Annotated in this window: 15 protein-coding genes, 1 tRNA gene and 1 CRISPR repeat array (1 of these 17 running past the window's edge); of the genes, 11 read left to right on the top strand and 5 right to left on the bottom strand. The window is 48.6% G+C overall.

Annotated elements, in window-relative coordinates; genetic code table 11:
* The first annotated feature begins 18 nt into the window (after positions 1-18).
* A tRNA-Arg gene (locus tag ACZ52Z_RS15370) sits at positions 19-95 on the top strand.
* Between the two features lie 124 nt (positions 96-219).
* On the opposite strand, the gene ACZ52Z_RS15365 is transcribed toward ACZ52Z_RS15370, so the two are convergent.
* The 5 genes from ACZ52Z_RS15365 to ACZ52Z_RS15345 all read right to left on the bottom strand — a co-directional run bounded on the left by ACZ52Z_RS15365 (position 220) and on the right by ACZ52Z_RS15345 (position 5569).
* Positions 220-765 (bottom strand): HIT domain-containing protein, encoded by a 546-nt coding sequence (locus ACZ52Z_RS15365; protein ID WP_464270806.1) that lies wholly within the window; start codon positions 763-765, stop codon positions 220-222.
* A 318-nt stretch (positions 766-1083) separates the two neighbouring features.
* Positions 1084-2550 carry a PAS domain-containing protein gene (locus ACZ52Z_RS15360; RefSeq protein WP_464267653.1) on the bottom strand — a complete coding sequence of 489 codons (1467 nt, stop codon included), beginning with the start codon at positions 2548-2550 and terminating at the stop codon, positions 1084-1086.
* A 447-nt stretch (positions 2551-2997) separates the two neighbouring features.
* Positions 2998-3756 carry an amidohydrolase family protein gene (locus ACZ52Z_RS15355; RefSeq protein WP_464267652.1) on the bottom strand — a complete coding sequence of 253 codons (759 nt, stop codon included), beginning with the start codon at positions 3754-3756 and terminating at the stop codon, positions 2998-3000.
* Between the two features lie 549 nt (positions 3757-4305).
* A complete protein-coding gene (locus tag ACZ52Z_RS15350) occupies positions 4306-4458 on the bottom strand; it encodes a hypothetical protein (RefSeq protein WP_464267651.1) in 153 nt (50 codons plus the stop codon).
* Positions 4459-4576: 118 nt separating this feature from the next.
* The gene (locus tag ACZ52Z_RS15345) at positions 4577-5569 is read right to left on the bottom strand and encodes a GNAT family N-acetyltransferase (protein ID WP_464267650.1); all 993 of its coding nucleotides are present in this window, start codon (positions 5567-5569) and stop codon (positions 4577-4579) included.
* Between the two features lie 201 nt (positions 5570-5770).
* On the opposite strand from ACZ52Z_RS15345, the gene ACZ52Z_RS15340 reads away from it, so the two are divergent.
* The 10 genes from ACZ52Z_RS15340 (at position 5771) to cas2 (ending at position 16990) form a co-directional block, all read left to right on the top strand.
* Entirely contained in the window at positions 5771-6634 is an 864-nt protein-coding gene (locus ACZ52Z_RS15340; RefSeq protein ID WP_464267649.1) for an EamA family transporter, read from the top strand.
* Positions 6635-6742: 108 nt separating this feature from the next.
* Positions 6743-7663 carry an MBL fold metallo-hydrolase gene (locus ACZ52Z_RS15335; protein WP_464267648.1) on the top strand — a complete coding sequence of 307 codons (921 nt, stop codon included), beginning with the start codon at positions 6743-6745 and terminating at the stop codon, positions 7661-7663.
* A 291-nt stretch (positions 7664-7954) separates the two neighbouring features.
* Complete coding sequence (cas3, locus tag ACZ52Z_RS15330) at positions 7955-10285, top strand: CRISPR-associated helicase Cas3' (protein ID WP_464267647.1); 2331 nt, start codon at positions 7955-7957, stop codon at positions 10283-10285.
* 81 nt (positions 10286-10366) lie between these two features.
* A complete protein-coding gene (cas5c, locus tag ACZ52Z_RS15325) occupies positions 10367-11116 on the top strand; it encodes a type I-C CRISPR-associated protein Cas5c (RefSeq protein WP_464267646.1) in 750 nt (249 codons plus the stop codon).
* Positions 11113-13059 carry a type I-C CRISPR-associated protein Cas8c/Csd1 gene (cas8c, locus tag ACZ52Z_RS15320; protein ID WP_464267645.1) on the top strand — a complete coding sequence of 649 codons (1947 nt, stop codon included), beginning with the start codon at positions 11113-11115 and terminating at the stop codon, positions 13057-13059. Before cas5c ends, cas8c begins: the two co-directional genes overlap by 4 nt.
* Positions 13052-13987: a type I-C CRISPR-associated protein Cas7/Csd2 gene (gene cas7c, locus ACZ52Z_RS15315; protein ID WP_464267644.1), complete on the top strand. Its 936-nt coding sequence runs from the start codon at positions 13052-13054 to the stop codon at positions 13985-13987. Before cas8c ends, cas7c begins: the two co-directional genes overlap by 8 nt.
* Positions 13988-14028: 41 nt before the next feature.
* The gene (gene rhuM / locus ACZ52Z_RS15310; protein WP_464267643.1) at positions 14029-15042 is read left to right on the top strand and encodes a RhuM family protein; all 1014 of its coding nucleotides are present in this window, start codon (positions 14029-14031) and stop codon (positions 15040-15042) included.
* Entirely contained in the window at positions 15042-15665 is a 624-nt protein-coding gene (cas4, locus tag ACZ52Z_RS15305) for a CRISPR-associated protein Cas4 (RefSeq protein WP_464267642.1), read from the top strand. Before rhuM ends, cas4 begins: the two co-directional genes overlap by 1 nt.
* A 2-nt stretch (positions 15666-15667) precedes the next feature.
* Positions 15668-16696, top strand: a complete 1029-nt coding sequence (cas1c, locus tag ACZ52Z_RS15300; RefSeq protein ID WP_464267641.1) for a type I-C CRISPR-associated endonuclease Cas1c — start codon at positions 15668-15670, stop codon at positions 16694-16696.
* A 3-nt stretch (positions 16697-16699) separates the two neighbouring features.
* Positions 16700-16990, top strand: coding sequence for a CRISPR-associated endonuclease Cas2 (gene cas2, locus ACZ52Z_RS15295; protein ID WP_464267640.1), 291 nt, complete (start codon positions 16700-16702; stop codon positions 16988-16990).
* A 173-nt stretch (positions 16991-17163) separates the two neighbouring features.
* A CRISPR array of direct repeats spans positions 17164-19403; the repeat unit is 31 nt; unit sequence GTCGCCCCTTCACGGGGGCGTGGATTGAAAC; it runs 860 nt beyond the window's last position.

Raw genomic sequence — 19403 nt, 5'->3', positions numbered from 1 at the left:
TAAGGGTGCCTCACAAATGCGCCAGTAGCTCAGCTGGATAGAGTGCCGGACTACGAATCCGTAGGTCGGGGGTTCGAATCCTCCCTGGCGCGCCAGTAATACCAGGGACTTAAGCTTTACGCTTGAGTCCCTGTTTTTGTTTCAGCTTACATATGGCTAACAACGAAATGTCTTTTACTGCCCCGACCTGTCAATAAATTGAGAACAATTGCGTCAGCTCTAGTATCCCATCTTGTCAGGAATCACTCCTCTCACCCCGCCTCTGGGGTTAGGCGTATCCCCATCTCTCCTGGGAATCAGGTGGATATGGCAGTGAAAGATGGTCTGCCCTGCTGATTCGCCACAGTTCACACCAATATTGAACCCACTGACGGATTCATCTTCTTCAGCTATTTTATTTCTGAGTATTTCAATCAGACGGTCCGCATCCCGCCTTTCCTTTTCGGTGAGAGAGAAGTAATCAGCGGTATGCCGTTTGGGGATTATCAGCATATGGTTATCTGATACGGGGAATCCGTCTTTAATGGCGAATACTGAATCGTACTCATCAACGATCCTTGATTTCAACTGATCGTAGCAAAAGAGGCAGTCCGGGTTTGATTCTACAGGAACACCCCTGAAATCGGTATCATCCTTATTGCCCTTTGAGCGGTTACGTTTGGAGCAAAGCACTTGCAGGTTCTCGTAGGCGTTCTTGCCACCTTTAGCTCGTTGCTTGATGTTATCCATGCGCAGGGGCTGTTCATTGTTGGTGCCACCGCATATAAATGTATATTGCCATCCCTAGTAGACGATTGTTGCCCCTGCATTATAGGTTGAAACCTCTTGGTGCATCCGGTTACTCCAGCTTCGGCTCGTCATGAGAGGATTCGGGAGGCTGAGGTGGACACACCATTAGGGTATTTGCTGATCTTGACCATGCGACCGGGCACCACCACAACTCTGACAGATCCTAATTGATGGCTTCTGCTCCTTTCTGCTCTCGTGCAACGCGAGTACATAGCCAAATATTCTCCTGGTGAAGCTATGGTGGAGGGATTGACTACTCAGAGGTTAGTGGGGATAATGTCCCTGTGGAACAAATCATTTATTTTTTTTCAGCTCGGTATACCAATCTTCCTTGCCATAGAACTTTCTTTCACATTCTGGGCACATTCCATGACTGAATGTTGCCTCTGAGTGAGTGTGAATATACTCCTCCAGTTGGTTCCAGTAGCCACCGTCGTCGCGAATTTTTTTGCATAAAGAGCAAATAGGCAAAAGTCCACTGAGTAATTTTACGTTGGAAAGCGCTTTATTAAGTTCTTGTTTAACAATCTTCTCTTTTTCAACTGCCGCAAGCTTTTGTTCGGTGATATCTCTGACAGCCTCAATAGCACCAACTATGTTTCCGGAGGCGTCGAAGAGGGGCGAGGCCGTTGCCGAAAGGTACAATCCGCTTTCACCCAATAGCGGATAAAAACCCTCTGGGTTTGTTAATATCTGTCCTTCTTGGTCAAGGTAAGTGTATGGACCTTCTATCTCTATGTCGGGATTGAGCGCTAAATCAATCAGCAATGGTTTTCTCTTGCCAAAAAAAGGCATTGCATATGCATAATTACCTTTGCCGAGCATCTCCGATGAACTGCTTTTGGTCAATCGTTCCAGGGCATGATTCCAGTATATTATCTTTCCCTGCTTGTCTATAACCCACGTGGGATCCGGAAGAAAATTTATAACTTCTTTCAGCTGTTGTTCTGAGTCCTTTAAATTGTCCTCTGCAGTTTTTCGAGCAGTTATATTCCGAACATACTCAACCGCACCTATTGTCTCACCACCCTTGCTAATAATTGGAAATGCTGATAACTCGATCCATCCTGGGGTACCGGCAGGTCCGCCGCGTGGTACTATTTGTGTCTGCGGAGTACCGCTTTCAATTGCTTTTTTGGCAGGACAATCCTCGCAGGGAGCGGTTCTGCGATGATGCACCTCATAACATTTTTTCCCCAAATAGGGCATTTGTGGTGAATACCATCGCTCCATTGCCTGGTTGAGCTTGACTATATTCAGCTCTGTGTCCAAAACAGTAATCCCATCTTGAATGGTATCAAATACAGTGTGGTAAAAATATTCAGGTTTCCTTTGATCTGTACCCTCCTCCTTTCGGTTGGTGTGGTCAATATAGACAACTATTATCTCCTCGGAGGAGAGCTTGTTGACATGGTTGTCCCGCCAGCCAGAGATTCGTCCATCTTTGTAGAATGCCGTAGGATGATGCTCTGGCTCCCCACTTCTCCACACTCTCGAAAAGACATCAAATAATCCAAACGGCTTAACACCAGGGAAAACTTCTGTTACTTTTTCCCCGATTACATCCTTTTTACGAATACCTTCTATCTCTTCAACTGCTCTATTAATATATGAAAACTTGAAATCTGATGCATCTCCTTCCACTTCATAGATTACAATACCAGCATTCACTTTTTCCAATACGTGATGAGAGGGCTGAAGTATTTCCTCTATGTTTATACTGGCTAATAATTTTTGAATCATAATAGCTACGTAGTCCATTTGATCATCAGAAGCGCCATACCCATCCTATCCCCTTATCATTTCCTACTACAGATCTTATCGCTCTACGCTGTTTTTTATACTTTTTCCCATTGGAACCAAACAAAAAGCTGAAAAAACTCACCCATTCTAACCCGGTTAAATACTCTAGACACAGAATCCTGGCCCTGACTGCTCGTCAATAAAATTTTTCGCAGGGCAAGGCACAATCCGGCAGTAAACGATGCTTTCGGCAGCCTTCGCACCATCAACATCAACGGTCTATGCATGTTCTCTATTGGGTATTGTTGCCCTTGAACCACTTCAAGAGGCTGGGAAGAGAACTGCCGACGTCGCCTGCAGCAAATGGTATTATGAACCCATCGCACAGCAGGCGCATAATTTCACGGCTGCCCATGCTTGCCCTGGCCTTACCCATTCCCTTGGATCAATGCACGCCTGCTGCATTCAGCCGGAGATATTGCTTGCGGCCATCAGCTCAAGAATATTCCCAGCAACAAGACGGTCTTTTTCCTGAGCTGAAATCTTGAGTCGCAAGACTTTTTGCAGTTCGTTTTTCGGATTGCCAAAGGGAAAATCTGAACCAAAAAACAATCGCTCGACACCATGATGGTGAATATAATCCTGAATTTCATGCGAGGCTGCCAGAGCGGTGTCCGCATAGATATTGGGCAAATCCCACAGACCGTTGGCCTTGATAGCCTCGTACCCTCCATTGAGGCCACCCAGATGGGGAATGATGACCTTGACACCTGGAGCTATTTCCTGGATGAAGCGAATGGTGTTGGCTAATTCCTCCTCAAGCACCACCGGCATATCCCGTCTTTTTATCTCCTCCACCGCTTTGGCGCACAACTCACTGGCATAATGGTACTCGGGTTCATCGTCGTGACGATGCCATTTGATGCCCTTATGCTCAGCCGTTAGTTGGTCAATGGCAAAGTCGTTCCAGATAAAAAAATACGGGAACACTCGGAAATCATCTGTGCCGATATACAGCAGGTATTCATTGGCGCGCTTTCGCCTCTGCTGCCAGTAAACGGTATCCACAAAATGATAATCCCAGCGGTCATAGACCTCGGCAACAGGCGCAAACATCACCGCCCCAGTAATGCCGGAACCACGACTATAATGCAAATAATCCTGCAACCCCTGCGGCGGAGCGGTCTCCTGAATACCGCAATGTACATGCGCATCGATAATCATTTTCCCCTCATACTCCTGGGTTACCCTACTCGTTGCATCAAGAAGATTGGCTGGAGCTCGGCGTGCGAAACCGCTTCCCCCTGTCAACTTTCACGTTTTCCCTTTCTAACGTTCAGTGCATTGCACACTCCAGTGCCTTACATTTCCATTTTACCACATTCCTCAATTCTTGACACCCCAGCGCCTCGCACCTGTATCGCTCGAAAATGTTCCCGAATCAAGGACATTTGCAGCAAAAAGACATTCTACCCGATCCCCTCCACCGAAACAGGAGTGTTCAGCACGGCAAAGGACATTATGCAGGCTGGCTACGGAGGATCACAAATGACCGTTGACAGGGTATTGACCAGGAGAGGCTGAATGTTTACTTTTCGTTCATGGAGGGAAAAACCTTCCATCCTTTTACCCTCTGTGGCTGCGACATACCTCAGCGTGTGGTCACCCGTTGTGGTCGACATCATTCACAGAGGGTATTTTTTTGTTCACATTTATTACGATTGCGTTAAATATCTCGCCAACCGTTGACAGAATACCTCCTTTTTCGTAACATTACGCAAATGCTGCGCATGCAACCAGCAGCATTTCCTTCTCCTCTTTAGGTGGATGGGCAGCTATCTCCTTGTCCCTCATCTGCCACTTCTCGTTGAGCCCCCATGCCGCACCTCCCCTTGCAGGTATGGGGGCTTTTCTTTTGCCGAACATTTTCCTCCTCTGCAATCGGGCACCAGTGCATCACACCGTTTACTTTTCAGCAGCCAGGCTGCTTACCTGCTGCCACGTATCAGCAGGTCTTTACCTGGTCAACCGCAGCCATGGCCGCTCACCTGATATCCTTCCAAAAAAGCACCACACCGGGAGAGGCCTCTCTCCTTACCGCATACTCTGGTAGATTATCCTGCCTGAAGCCAAGCTGGGTGTAGAGGGCGTGCAGCCGGGGATTGTTGGTCAGCGAGATTATTCTTGAATACCCCTTCTCTTTTGCCTCTTTTTCAAAGGCGTTCACCGTGAACACCCCGATGCGCTGATTGCGAAAACGGGTTGAGATGGCCAACGCTCCCAGCTCTACCGTGCGGGGATCAATCTCGATCTGTTCCACGCAGCCCACCGCAATCCCGTCTATGAGGGTAAGGCGGAAACGTTGACGGTGTTGACGCAGATACTGCTTGCTGCGCGGCTTCAAAAACCCCTTTTTCCTGTACAGATCGAGGATACCGGCCAGCATCTCCACATCCTGATCAGTCACTGAAGGTATAAATTCCTCCTCAAAGTTATTGGCAATCAGCGTCCCGGTCCCCTCAACCGTGAACAGCTCATGCTTAATCGTATTTTTTCGTGCCGGTAGAATATGGACACGATCATAGGCGCCAGCGCTGATCCGGTCGCATATCTGGTGCAGTACCCCGGCGATGTTGACATTGGCAACAATGTCTTCCAGCTGCTGGAGGGTATCCCGGGTGGTGAGGGTATTGATCCGGTACCCTTTTCGGTCACAGAGGTATTTTCGTTCCAGAAAGATCAACTTGAACACCGACTGCTCTCTATCCAGCACGTAGGTATAAAAATCGACCTCCGGCGGCACCCGCCTGATAACCGTCTCCGGCAGGCGCTCGGCCAGCAGACGAAAATGCTTTTGATTGGCAAAGCGATTGGCCATATTGTGGTAGAGGGTGGTGTGGATCCCATGGCGGACAAGGAATTTTACGTCCGCCAGAATATGGGCAAAATTATCCCGCAAGATCCCTTCCCGACAGGCGATACAGATTCCTTTACCGGTTAAGGCCTGTTGGTATTCGTCAAGATAGAGTCGTGGCATTGGTCATCAAATCCAGGGAGGGGGGGGGTGCTTTCCATGCGCTGCCCCATGTTCATACTTCTCTTTTAGTGCTTCAGCAATTACCCGTTTGCGTTTGCCGGGTGACGCTTACAGCCTTTCTCGGGTATACTCTTTGCCTACTATTTGAACCGTTGCTGTTTCCATCAACCTCTTTTTCCGTCCGGGTCCAATGGATATGCTATGATTTCCTGGTATTTTTCCGCCTTAGTCGCTCTGCTGCTGATGGGCATTCAGCGTTTTTTGTATAAGGTCGCAGCCGAAAGAAACTACCCTACGCCATGGGTCACCTTTTCCTTTATGGCCACCGTCACCCTGCTGAGTGCAGGCGCATACCTTTTCCAGTCTCATCATGGAAGTTCCCTCGGCTACCTGTTTGGTGTAGCCCTTATCAACAGCGTTGCCTTTCTTGTGGCCACTGTCACCCACATTGAGGTGCTCAAATATATTCCGGCCAACATCGCCTACAGCATTATTCGTTTAAACGTGGTGGTGGTCGCTGTTTTTTCCATTATTTACTTCAAAGAGCGTATTTCCCTGCCCCAGGTCACGGGACTGCTGGTAGCGCTTAGCGCCATGATCATCCTCACAACCCAAATGGGAGCGGAAACCAAAGAAAAAACCACAGGACGACGCCAGGGCGCAGTCTTTCTCGTGCTGGCGGTGCTGGCCGGAGCCACGGCAAGCGTTTCATCAAAATTTGCGGCCCTGCATGTGGATAAACTCGCCTTTATGGCCCTGTCCTACTTCCTGGGAATGATCGGGTCGCTGGCAATAACCAGGGCTCTGCCCCAGGCTACGGTCCAGGGTAAACGATCGGCTGCCATGGGCCTTGGCGTGATCATGGGCGGATTTAATTTTGCCGGCTTTTTTGCGTTCCTCTATGCCCTCGAACGCGGTCCGCTGTCCCTGATTGCCGCCATTGTGGGGATGCATTTCGTTATTGCCATCGTCCTCTCAGCCCTTATCTATCGAGAGGCGATACGACCTGCCGGGGTAATCGGAATTCTCCTGACCATGCTCTCCATCGTTCTCCTGCGCCTGTGACCGGGTAATGAGGATACATATACGACATCAATCCTCTCCGACTCCTCCCCTGCAGAGACCATGGACCAAAATACAACCCAATCCAACCGAAGAATCAGGTAACCCCTCATGTCTGTCCGCCGATTCACCGCACTAGGAACTGCCAGCCAGGTACCAACTACCCGCCGCAACCAGCACGGCTCCTTTCTCAACTGGGACCAGCACGGGTTCCTTTTCGACCCTGGCGAGGGAACCCAGCGCCAGATGATCTTTTCCGGAGTGACGGCCACGGATATCACCAAGATCTTCATCACCCACTTCCATGGCGACCACTGCCTCGGCCTGTCAAGCATTCTCCAGCGGTTGTCACTGGACAGGGTGCCGCACCCGGTTGAAATCTACTTTCCTGCATCCGGAACCGAATACTTTGCCCATATCCGCGGGGTGGCCAGCTACTATGATGTCGCCTCTATCAAGCCCCATCCCATTGCCGAGGAAGGCATCATCTTTGAAGACCATACCCTGGTCATTTCCGCCAGGCGCCTCAGCCATACCATCGAGACCTTCGGCTACCGAATAGAAGAAAAAGCGAGCGTGAACCTGCTGCAGGAGCGGCTGGATGCGTTGGGGATAACCGGACCGCTCGTAGGCACGTTAAGGGCACAGGGGCAGATTAGTCATAAGGGGCGCATCGTGCACATAGAGGACGTCAGTGTACACAAAAAGGGACAGGCCTTTGCCTTTGTACTGGATACGCGCGCGTGCCCGGCCGCTGTGGAGCTGGCAGGCGGGGTGGATCTCCTGGTGACCGAATCAACCTTTCTCGACCGGGATGCCGACAAGGCCACAGCCCATGGCCACCTGACCGCACGACAGGCCGGAGAAATCGCCCGGCAAGCCAAGGCACACACCCTGCTCCTCACCCATTTCTCCCAACGCTACGGTCCGCATGCGGATTTTGCCGCTGAGGCACGCACTGCCCACCCGCAGGTCATCCAGCTCAACGACGGAGATACCTTTGAACTCCCTTCAAGAAAAAGAAAGGGGTGAGGGTCGGATATTTCCTTTTTGCCTTTCACTATTTTCCCTCCTGAAAACGCTTCCCCCTTGCGCATTTTCATTGTTCTTTCCTGACAGTCTCTTGAGGACGATCCAGATGATTCCTGCCCTCCCCACTGAATAATCCCCACTGCCACTTTGTGCTATTTATCTTTTTATATCAGTAAGTAGCGATGAGTATTGCGGATTGATAGGTATTGGTGACAGTGGTATAGATTTTATAGAAAAAAATAGGGGGGTTTGTCACTATATGATAAACCCCTTGTAGTAGAGTAGAAGTCAATGGCGAAGTTATTGGCGAGCAAAGTAGATATAGCTGCAATCAGAACATTAGTAGGCTGGAAAATGGAACCAATCGCTCATGTTAGAAGAAATAAAAACGGTGAGTGGGAAACCCACGAACTAAAAACTCACCTTCAAGGTGTTTCAAGAAAAGCGGTAAAATTTGCTCAAAAATTTTATTGTGAAGATTGGATTGCAGCTGCATCTTTACTCCACGACCTAGGGAAAGGCTCATCTGTCTTTCAACGTAAAATTAAATCCAAAAGTGGTTTTGATCCTGAAGCGCATATCAAAGATGGTGAGGGTAACGCTCCGCATTCAACTCACGGTGCGGTTTGGGCTCTTCAAAATTGGGGTGAACAGGCTGGAAAGATTCTTGCCTATCTCATTGCAGGGCATCATGGAGGATTGCCGGACTGGTACCATGAAATCGGTATAGGCGGAAGCCTTGAATACCGATTGAAACCTGATGAGATAGCAAAGCTTCCACCCTTAAAGGATGATTTTGTTGCAGAGATGACGAAGGAGCTCTCTTTACCATCATCAGTCCCTGGTTTTTTTCCAGAGAGGTGTGAGCATTTTCACATGTGGGTACGAATGCTTTATTCCTGCCTTGTCGATGCCGATTACCTTGATACCGAACGTTTTATGAACCCTGACATATCAGCGATTCGGTGCAACCAAGCTCCTATTGAAACACTCAAGCAATTATTTGAAGCCCATATGGCGTCTCTTAGCCGGCAGGCGCCCCCAACCGTTGTAAATAAATTACGGAAAAAAATACTTTCGCAATGTCGCATGCGGGCTAAGGAAGAACAAGGGCTTTTCTCCTTAACAGTTCCTACAGGAGGTGGGAAAACACTTTCCTCCATGGCCTTTGCTTTAGAGCATGCTGAAAAATATAAAAAAGACCGCATAATTTTTGTCATCCCATTTACAAGCATTATTGAGCAAACATCTAAGATATATAAAGAAATTTTTGGAGAAACAAACGTTATCGAGCATCATTGCTCCCTCGACCCCGATCGGCAAACATTGCAGAGTCAGTTGGCCACTGAGAATTGGGACGCGCCTATAATTGTTACCACCAGTGTCCAATTTTTTGAGTCGCTTTTTGCTGCAAAATCATCCTCCTCCCGCAAACTTCACAATATTGTGAATAGCGTGGTCATCATTGACGAGGTGCAGATGCTGCCTATGGACTACCTCAAACCCATCTTGCACTGCATTAACAGCCTCACCCAATATTTTAATGTCTCAATGGTGCTTTGCACGGCAACACAGCCGGCGGTAACCTCAGAGGTCTTCCAGAAAGAGAACGGCAACTACTATTCGATTATTAAAGAGGAACAGTGCCGAGAAATTATGGTTTCTCCCACACCTGAGGAGCTGACAAAAGAATTCCAGCGGGTGGAGGTGATGCAGGTTGGAAAATTTAGCGATTGGGAGAGCCTCGCCCTTGCCTTGGTGGTACATGAAAAAGTACTGTGTATTGTAAATACCCGCAATGATTGTCGAGAACTCTATAAAAAGGTGGCAGCTCAACGAAGTGGCAGCACCATTCACCTCTCGGCTAACATGTGTGGCAAGCATCGAAGTGAGTGTATTGAAAATATAAAAGATCTGCTTAAGAAAAAACAACCGGTTTGCGTGATTAGTACGCAACTGGTGGAGGCAGGTGTTGATTTGGACTTCCCTGTAGTTTATCGGGCCATGGCTGGTTTTGATTCAATCGCACAGGCAGCTGGGCGATGTAACCGGGAAGGAGTTTTGGCGAAAGATGGTATCCCGGCGAAAGGGAAAGTGTTTGTTTTTAAACCGCCAAAACCAGCGCCGTTGGGGCAGCTTCGTAAAGGGGAGCAAGCTGGTAGTGCGATACTTGAGGTTGATCCTGAGGGATGCAAAAAGCTACTTCCTCAAACCTTTAAAAAATATTTTGAATTGTTTTTTGCCAGCCTGAACACCTTTGACCGACAGCACGTAGAAGACCTGCTTGTGAAAGATGCACCTGAATTGAATTTCCAGTTCAGGTCGGCAGCGCACAAATTCAATTTAATTGACAATCAACGCCAGGTCTCAGTGGTAATCTGGCGCGAGAATGATAAAGAAGATCTGCAGGAATTAACAACTACTTTGCGCTACACAGGACCATACCGTGAACTGATGCGCAAATTGCAAAGATATACCATTTCGATCCCTGAACATGTTTTTTTAGAAGTTCGCTCGTACTTCGAAGAGATAAACGGCGTTTGGTGTCAGTATGCATACACCACTGTTTACGACAAAGACCTGGGTTTTGACGGCTACGGTGGTGAGGTAGCAATTATATAATACGTAATGTTTTCATAGTGCAATCAAGCATAGATTGAATGGTTTCAACTTTCCGGAACAAATACGAACAGGGAGTTTCTTGTGAATAGCAATGAACAGCGGTTCTGTCTTGAAATTTGGGGCGATTATGCCTGCTTCACTCGCCCGGAAATGAAGGTGGAACGAGTGAGTTATGATGTAATAACACCCTCTGCTGCGCGGGCTATATACGAAGCAATTTTTTGGAAACCTGCAATCAGGTGGCATATTCGAGAGATTGAAGTGCTGGCACCTATCAGGAATATTTCTGTCCGAAGAAATGAAGTCGGAACAACAGCCGGTTCAGGAAAGAAAAAAGAAATTTTCATAGAGGACCACCGCCAGCAGCGCGCCGGCCTTTTCCTACGTGACGTCCGCTATCGGATTCATGCCTGGCTGGAGTATATCCCTGTGCATCTGCGCAAAGCCAATTTCAAAACAATCCCAGACTATTTGTGGGATAGCAATGAGGCGGATGATATTCGAGCCTCAATTGATGCGTATGAGGGGAGGAAAGATGAGAATCCAGGAAAGTATCTTGCCATGTTTGAGCGACGAGCCATGAAAGGTCAATGCTTCAATCAGCCATATCTTGGCTGCCGTGAGTTTTCCGCTCATTTTAAGTTGGTTGGTGATACCTCACAGTATGCAGAAGGTTTTGATCCCATTCAGGAAACCCGCGATCTCGGGTTTATGCTGTATGACCTTGATTTTACGGACCCAGACGACATACGCCCTACGTTCTATCGTCCATGGATGGAAACAGGGAAAATTATTGTACCTGCCTGGAACAGTGATGAGGTGCGAAAATGATTCTGCAATCATTATTTGAATACTATGAACGCAAGGCAGACTTGGGAGAGATTGCTCCTATTGGATTCGAATGGAAGCAGATACCGTTTCTTCTCATTATTGACAGCAATGGAAATTTAAAACGGCTGCACGACACTAGGGAACGTTTAGAAAATAAACTGGTTGCCAAGTCTTTTCTTGTTCCTCAGGCCGTTGGTCGTTCAGGTTCTGCCGCTTGGAAAAAGACCAATCTTCTTTGGGACCATTATGGATATGTTCTCGGTTACCCAAAAGGAGATGCTTTAAAAGACAGGAAAAAAAGGAACTCATTGCTGCAAGGAATAAAAACTGAAAACCTATTCCTCATTGAGTACCAAAAATCGGAAAAACTCCTTAGCCGCTTAAGTACTACTGAATTGGAGCAGCTCGCCACAGAGCTTAAAAAAGAAAAATTAAACAAAGAAATTAAAACGTTAATAAACAATATAAAAACTCTTGTAAAAAGCTTTTCTGACAGCAAAAAACAGTTTCAAACATTTGTCAGTGCCCTTGATAAACTTCCTAGCGAAATCCTTGAAGAACCAGCAGTAAAAGCAATCAAAAATTTCTACAAAAAGGAAGAGTACAAAAACGTTTTTTTATTAGATAACTGGCTAGAATGCGCAGCCATTGCTGGAGCTAATTTGACCTTTCAACTTGAGGGGGACCATCGACTTATTCTTACCAAAAATTTTGTTTTTGCTTATCAGAAAAAGCAGGCGCTTACACCAGATTTTAAAGAAAACAAGAAAATGTTTTGCCTAGTATCTGGTAATACGGATTATATCGACAGGATACATAACCCAACTCCCATCAGGGGGGGCCAAGCTACAGGGAAGTTGGTTGGATTTCAGAAAAATTCAGGATTCGATTCCTATGGTAAGCAGCAGGCTTATAATGCACCAGTCGGAAGATATTCACAGATAGCCTATACAGCGGCCTTAAATAGTCTTACCTCATCAGAAAATAATCGAGTATTTCTTGGTGATACAACCACGGTTTTTTGGTCGGAAAAAACAAACATTGTTGAGAAGACCATACCCTTGGTTTTAACCAAGTCAAAAGATGACCCAGACAAGAAAATACAAGCCGTAAAACAACTCTACCAGAGCATTGACTCTGGCAAGCTCAGCACTGAAGGAAAAAATCGTTTCTATGTCCTTGGCCTTGCCCCAAACGCTGCTCGCATTTCCGTGCGTTTTTGGCTGACAGGGACTGTTGCCGAATTTGCACAGCATATCAAACGGCATTTTGATGATCTTGAGATCGTTCGAGACAAAGATACACCAGAATTTTTTGCTCTCAATTCAATGCTATCTCACGCCTCGTTAAACTACAAACTTGAAAATCTAGCCCCGAATCTAGCAGGGCAGACTACAGAGTCCATTCTCAAGGGTTTCCCCTATCCACAAACGTTATTCCACGCAACAATTCGCAGGGTCCGAGCAGAGCAGCATATCACCCGAGTCCGAGCTGCCGTCATCAAAGCCTGTATCAATCGCTATAACAGATTTTATCATAAATCAGAGGAGGAAATAAAAGTGGCATTAGACACCTCGAATAAGAGCCCTGCCTACCTGCTCGGACGACTTTTTGCTGTCCTTGAAAGGGTTCAGTCGAAAGCATTGGGTATAGAGACGATCCGTGAACGGTACTACGGTGCGTTTTCCAGTACACCGGTAACGGTCTTTCCCCAGTTGATGAAATTGAAAAACCATCATCTAGCAAAACTTGATTCCGGAAAAAATTTTTTTGAAAAGCTCATTGGTGAAATTGTGGATGGGCTTGACGGAAGCGGAGATATCCCTCGCCAGCTTTCTTTAAACGACCAAGGGCGTTTTGCTGTCGGCTATTACCATCAGCGACAAGCCTTAAAATATCCGGATAATAAGACGCAAATTTCTGAGGAGAACAAAGATGACTGATCCTATTCAACACCGATATGATTTTATCCTTTTTTTTGACGTCCAGGATGGAAACCCAAACGGTGATCCAGATGCTGGTAATTTGCCCCGTGTTGATGCTGAAACAGGGAAAGGTCTTGTAACTGATGTGTGTTTGAAAAGAAAAGTTCGTAATTACGTACAGCTCACAAAAGAGCATAAACGACCTTATGATATATTTGTTAAAGAATCAGGAATTGATCAGAAAATCACAATTCTTAATAAATTAATCCGTGAAGGGTATGAGGAGTTAGGTGTTGACCTGAGTGCGGAACCTACTGATCCTGATGATGGAAAAAAACGCGAGACTACAGGAAAAGCCCAAGGAAGCGAGGTAAAAAAAGGGCGTGAATTTATGTGTGCAAATTATTTTGATGTCCGGACTTTTGGAGCAGTTATGAGCACTGGCCCCAATGCGGGACAGGTTAGGGGACCTGTTCAGATGACCTTTGCTCGCTCCATTGATCCAATTGTTTCGCTTGAACACTCATTGACTGTTGTTGCCGCGCGATCAGAGGATAAAACACCGGAAAGCCAAGTCGGGATCCAGGGGCGAAAATATACCGTCCCTTACGCCCTTTATCGTACCCACGGTTTTATTTCGGCTAACTTGGCGCACCAAACAGGTTTTACCGAAGCTGATCTGGAACTTTTCTGGGAGTCTCTACAGAATATGTTTGATCAGGACCATTCAGCTGCACGCGGGCTCATGGCAATGAGAAAATTAATCATCTTCAAGCATGGATCACCTCTTGGGAATGCTCCGGCGCATAAGCTGTTTGAAAAAATAAAAAATCCTGTCGTCCTTGATCCTTCAAGACCACCTAGAGAGTTTTACGATTATTCCGATATCGTAATACCTAAAAATGAAGAATTGCCTAAAAATGTAGTGGTAATTGTAAAGGATTAGTTCCTAAAATCTACAAGGTAGCCTTGCGACAGGAAGAAATTGTGGCACAAATCGTTTTTGATAAAGGCCAAATTCTACTTTATGAATTGAATGAGGGGAGTGAAGGCGTAACTGTTCGCCTTGCGGGTGAAACTGTCTGGCTGACCCTTAACCAGATGGCGGAAGTCTTTGACAGAGATAAATCCGTTATCTCAAGGCACCTGAGAAATATATATACAACCGGTGAACTAGAAAAAAAATCAACTGTTGCAAAAAATGCAACGGTTCAGGTTGAGGGGAAGCGGCCAGTCACCAGGAATATTGAATGGTATAATCTTGATGCGATAATATCGGTTGGCTATCGCGTGAATTCCAAACGCGGCACTCATTTTCGCATCTGGGCCACCAGGGTATTAAAAGAACACCTGGTTCAAGGTTTCACCGTTAATCAGCAACGCCTTGCCGAGAAAGGTCTTGCCGAAGCACAGCAGGTACTGGCACTGCTTGCCAACACCCTACAGGAGCATCAGCTGGTCAGTGATGAGGGGCGATCTGTGCTGCAGATTATTACAGGCTATGCCAGTACCTGGCGACTCCTGCTGCAATATGATGAAAATACCCTGCCTGCACCTGCAGGGGAATCGAAGGAAAGCACTCCCCTTGCCCTCACCTCAGTTCGCCAGGCCATCTCGCTCTTGAAAAAAGAGTTGTCGGAAAAGGGTGAAGCCACCCAGCTGTTCGGCAACGAGCGCGATGGTCAACTGGCAGGCATTCTCGGCTCAATTTTCCAGACCTTCGGCGGACATGATCTGTATCCGAGCCAGGAGGAGAAAGCAGCCCACCTCCTGTACTTTATCATCAAGGATCATCCGTTTACTGACGGCAATAAGCGGATAGGCACTTTCCTGTTCCTATTGTTCCTGGAGCAGAACGACCTGCTGCCTACCATGCGGCTGGACAGCAACACCCTGGTTGCGCTGACTTTGCTCACCGCTACCAGTGATCCATCCCAGAAGGACATCCTGATCAGGTTGATTGTTAACCTGTTAGCCGAGAGCAAGGGGACCGTGGTGTAATGTACGCTGAAGATGATTTGGTCATGATCTCAGCCCTGCAGCATTATCTGTACTGTCCCCGGCAGTGTGCCTTGATCCACATTGAACAGCAGTGGACCGAGAACATATATACCGCTGAGGGCAGGGTGTTGCATGAGCGGGTCCATACAGCAGGGAAGGAGTCCCGCCGAAGGATCAAAGTGGAGTTTGATGTACCGGTTCGTTCACTTCAGCTCGGTGTGGTGGGACGGGCTGATATTGTTGAATTCCACCTCCAGGACGACGGAGTCTGGCAACCTTTTCCGGTGGAGTACAAACGTGGCCGTCCCAAGAAAGATAACGTTGACCGGGTGCAACTCTGTGCCCAAGGCATGTGTTTGGAGGAGATATTAGGGGTCGATGTACCGGCAGGCGCCCTGTATTACGGAAAGAAGAAGAAAAGACTGCAGGTTCTGTTTAATGAGGAACTTCGCAGGGAGACCGCTGCCACCGCCAACAAGGTTCACGCCCTTATGGATAACCGCCGGACACCACCCCCGAAATACAGCAAGGGGTGTGAAAGTTGCTCTTTTTTCGAAGCCTGTCTCCCCGAAATAGCCGGGAAAAAGGATGCGGTATCCAGGTACTTGAACGAGCTGGACTGAATATGAAGAAACACCTCAATACGCTTTTTGTTACAACCCAGGGCGCATACCTCGCAAAAGACGGGGAAACGGTTGCCGTACGAATAGATGGCGAGGTTAAGCTGCGCATTCCTGCCCATACCCTTGATGGCATAGTCTGTTTCGGCAATGTCGGCTGCAGTCCTTTTCTCATGGGATTCTGTGGTGAGCGCAATGTGGCGCTCTCCTTTCTTACGGAAAACGGCCGCTTTCTGGCGAAAGTGCAGGGACCGGTTTCCGGTAATGTGCTGTTGAGGCGTGAGCAGTACCGAAAGACTGACGACCTTGACGTCGCTGCTCAACTCAGCCGAGCCTTTGTCACCGGCAAAATTGCCAACTGCAGAACGGTCCTTCGTCGTGCCGTGCGGGATCACGGGGATAAATCGGACACACCTGCCCTGGAAGGGGCAATTGACCGGCTCAGCGCTGCATTGCAGCGTCTCAAAAGTGAGCTTGATCTGGACATGGTGCGCGGCATTGAAGGTGATGCGGCGCACGTCTACTTTTCCGTTTTCGATCATCTGGTCAACCGCAATAAAGATGCTTTCACTTTCAGCGAGAGGAATAGACGACCACCGCTTGATCGCATGAACTGTCTGCTGTCCTTTCTGTATACCCTGTTGATGCATGATATTCGCTCTGCCCTGGAATGTACCGGGCTTGACCCTGCCGTGGGTTTTTTACATCGTGATCGCCCCGGAAGGCCAGGACTCGCCCTGGATATGATGGAAGAATTCCGCCCTCTAGCAGATCGCCTGGCACTGTCCTTGGTTAATCTCGGCCAATTACAGGACAAGGACTTTATCATCAGCGAGGCCGGTGGCGTACGAATGAAAGACGATGCCCGCAAGACCTTGTTGGTGAGCTATCAGAAACGAAAGCAGGATGTACTGGAACATCCGTTTCTGAAAAAAAAGATGCCGATCGGGCTGCTGTTCCACACCCAAGCGCTCCTGTTGGCCCGCTACCTGCGAGGAGACCTTGATGGATATCCGCCGATGCTGTGGAGGTAAGCTATGATGGTGCTGGTGAGTTATGACGTGGCCACCACTGACCCCGGTGGAAATAAGAGGCTGAGACGAGTTGCCAAAGTATGTAAAAATTTTGGCCAACGAGTCCAATTTTCCGTTTTTGAATGTATTGTTGACCCTGCGCAGTGGACGGCGCTGAGAGAAAAATTGATTGCCGAAATCGATGAAAATACCGACAGCCTCCGCTTCTATTTCCTCGGTGCAAACTGGCAAAAAAGAGTCGAACACGTTGGTGCAAAGGAAGCATTGGACCAGGAAGGTCCTTTGATTATTTAGATTGCTGCGCGAACCGCTCGTAAACAGAAAATAGTGGGGGGTTCGCGCACGGTGTTTTTTCGTTTGTTTTACCCTGTTTTGTTTGTTGGAGCGAGGCGTGAACCATATCTCAATCATTGGTTCGCAAAACCATTCATTTTTACTCAATCCTTTCGGTAGTATATGGATTGACAGTCGCCCCTTCACGGGGGCGTGGATTGAAACATTGGATTGACATTTTACCCAGGGCTTTATATGACGTCGCCCCTTCACGGGGGCGTGGATTGAAACTGCGGCGCTCAAGTAGCCATCTCGCTGTATTTGTGGTCGCCCCTTCACGGGGGCGTGGATTGAAACGCCTATGTTTTGCATATGGTTTGGGATGATAACGTGTCGCCCCTTCACGGGGGCGTGGATTGAAACGCCTATGTTTTGCATATGGTTTGGGATGATAACGGTCGCCCCTTCACGGGGGCGTGGATTGAAACTCGTTATAATCAGGATAGCGTTTAACAAAATTATGTCGCCCCTTCACGGGGGCGTGGATTGAAACCGCTATACATACTGGAGCAGCGACAACTGATGACTGTCGCCCCTTCACGGGGGCGTGGATTGAAACCAGAGAAAGGAAAATAGGGGGTATTTTGGGCGTTGTCGCCCCTTCACGGGGGCGTGGATTGAAACCTCTTGTCCTATTGAATAATCGGACATTACAGGCGTCGCCCCTTCACGGGGGCGTGGATTGAAACAGTCAAAACACCCAAAACAATGGGGTCCATGTTGTCGCCCCTTCACGGGGGCGTGGATTGAAACATTTCTGTTCCGATCCCTTTTACGCTATCAACAATGTCGCCCCTTCACGGGGGCGTGGATTGAAACAAGAAACAGTGGGTCTTTGACACCTACAAGTCACGTCGCCCCTTCACGGGGGCGTGGATTGAAACCCATCATGACGTTGATGGTAGCGAATACACCGGAGTCGCCCCTTCACGGGGGCGTGGATTGAAACCCACCTGTTCGGTTGTCTGGATCTTGCCTTTGAGGTCGCCCCTTCACGGGGGCGTGGATTGAAACGCCTCCCGATCGACATACCCTGCCAATGATGCAGCGGAAAGTCGCCCCTTCACGGGGGCGTGGATTGAAACGCCTCTATCTGATCTGAAGTGGCAAATGAGCCATGGGTCGCCCCTTCACGGGGGCGTGGATTGAAACGTGGAGGTTCCCTGCCAGATACGCGGCAGCATGGGTCGCCCCTTCACGGGGGCGTGGATTGAAACGATTTAGACATAACGGAAGCCATAAAAACAAATGGTCGCCCCTTCACGGGGGCGTGGATTGAAACGCTGATCACTGTAAAGTGACCCACTTTATATGTTGTCGCCCCTTCACGGGGGCGTGGATTGAAACTAGTCGCATGGTGTCAATCATAATCCGATCCCCCACGTCGCCCCTTCACGGGGGCGTGGATTGAAACTTGTTAGTTTTGCCATTTTTGTTTCTCCTTTATGTCGCCCCTTCACGGGGGCGTGGATTGAAACCAGGTCTTGCCGCCGGGGGCGATGGCGGAGGCCAGTCGCCCCTTCACGGGGGCGTGGATTGAAACAATACCGTTGTCTCTGTTGCCACCAAAGGCCTTGGTCGCCCCTTCACGGGGGCGTGGATTGAAACGAGCATGCCTACCTGCTGGCCTCCAGAGGGATCGAGGTCGCCCCTTCACGGGGGCGTGGATTGAAACCAAATCTTAAAACCTGAACGGGTATCCGATATCTGTCGCCCCTTCACGGGGGCGTGGATTGAAACAATGGTTTATACCATTGACTGTCAATCGATAATACGTCGCCCCTTCACGGGGGCGTGGATTGAAACCGCTCAATACCACCGGGGCGGTGGGCAGCTATGGTCGCCCCTTCACGGGGGCGTGGATTGAAACCCAATACTATCAGTATAATGTGTGCCATCTCGACGTCGCCCCTTCACGGGGGCGTGGATTGAAACAGAGACAGAGCTTGGAGCAGTAACTGTTGTTGCGTCGCCCCTTCACGGGGGCGTGGATTGAAACTCCATTATGGCCCAGCCCAAACGGGGGGATATATAGGTCGCCCCTTCACGGGGGCGTGGATTGAAACATGCCGCCCCCCCCAGATAGACGTTGACCTGCGTCGCCCCTTCACGGGGGCGTGGATTGAAACTTGAGAGCTGCCAGCCAGCCGTTACTACCATCGGTCGCCCCTTCACGGGGGCGTGGATTGAAACCGCTTCGGTTTGAGATTACAGGTGAAGGTGATGAGGTCGCCCCTTCACGGGGGCGTGGATTGAAACACTGAGCACGACCAACCGGTTAACCGAGTTACCCGTCGCCCCTTCACGGGGGCGTGGATTGAAACCTTGAAGTGGTGATTGGGACCAGGCAGCCTGTAGTCGCCCCTTCACGGGG

It is taken from the genome of Desulfogranum aggregans (assembly GCF_055398265.1).
Note: the sequence above shows the minus strand (reverse complement) of the source record. Positions and strands in the feature narration are given on the sequence as shown.

What these genes read in the sequence shown, in the direction of transcription:
- ACZ52Z_RS15360 (WP_464267653.1), bottom strand. Translation starts at nt 2,550, where the DNA reads ATGGACTACGTAGCTATTATGATTCAAAAATTATTAGCCAGTATAAAC.
- cas1c (WP_464267641.1), top strand. Translation starts at nt 15,668, where the DNA reads ATGAAGAAACACCTCAATACGCTTTTTGTTACAACCCAGGGCGCATAC.
- cas4 (WP_464267642.1), top strand. Translation starts at nt 15,042, where the DNA reads ATGTACGCTGAAGATGATTTGGTCATGATCTCAGCCCTGCAGCATTAT.
- ACZ52Z_RS15335 (WP_464267648.1), top strand. Translation starts at nt 6,743, where the DNA reads ATGTCTGTCCGCCGATTCACCGCACTAGGAACTGCCAGCCAGGTACCA.
- ACZ52Z_RS15350 (WP_464267651.1), bottom strand. Translation starts at nt 4,458, where the DNA reads ATGTTCGGCAAAAGAAAAGCCCCCATACCTGCAAGGGGAGGTGCGGCA.
- ACZ52Z_RS15355 (WP_464267652.1), bottom strand. Translation starts at nt 3,756, where the DNA reads ATGATTATCGATGCGCATGTACATTGCGGTATTCAGGAGACCGCTCCG.
- cas3 (WP_464267647.1), top strand. Translation starts at nt 7,955, where the DNA reads ATGGCGAAGTTATTGGCGAGCAAAGTAGATATAGCTGCAATCAGAACA.
- cas7c (WP_464267644.1), top strand. Translation starts at nt 13,052, where the DNA reads ATGACTGATCCTATTCAACACCGATATGATTTTATCCTTTTTTTTGAC.
- cas2 (WP_464267640.1), top strand. Translation starts at nt 16,700, where the DNA reads ATGATGGTGCTGGTGAGTTATGACGTGGCCACCACTGACCCCGGTGGA.
- ACZ52Z_RS15340 (WP_464267649.1), top strand. Translation starts at nt 5,771, where the DNA reads ATGATTTCCTGGTATTTTTCCGCCTTAGTCGCTCTGCTGCTGATGGGC.
- ACZ52Z_RS15345 (WP_464267650.1), bottom strand. Translation starts at nt 5,569, where the DNA reads ATGCCACGACTCTATCTTGACGAATACCAACAGGCCTTAACCGGTAAA.
- cas8c (WP_464267645.1), top strand. Translation starts at nt 11,113, where the DNA reads ATGATTCTGCAATCATTATTTGAATACTATGAACGCAAGGCAGACTTG.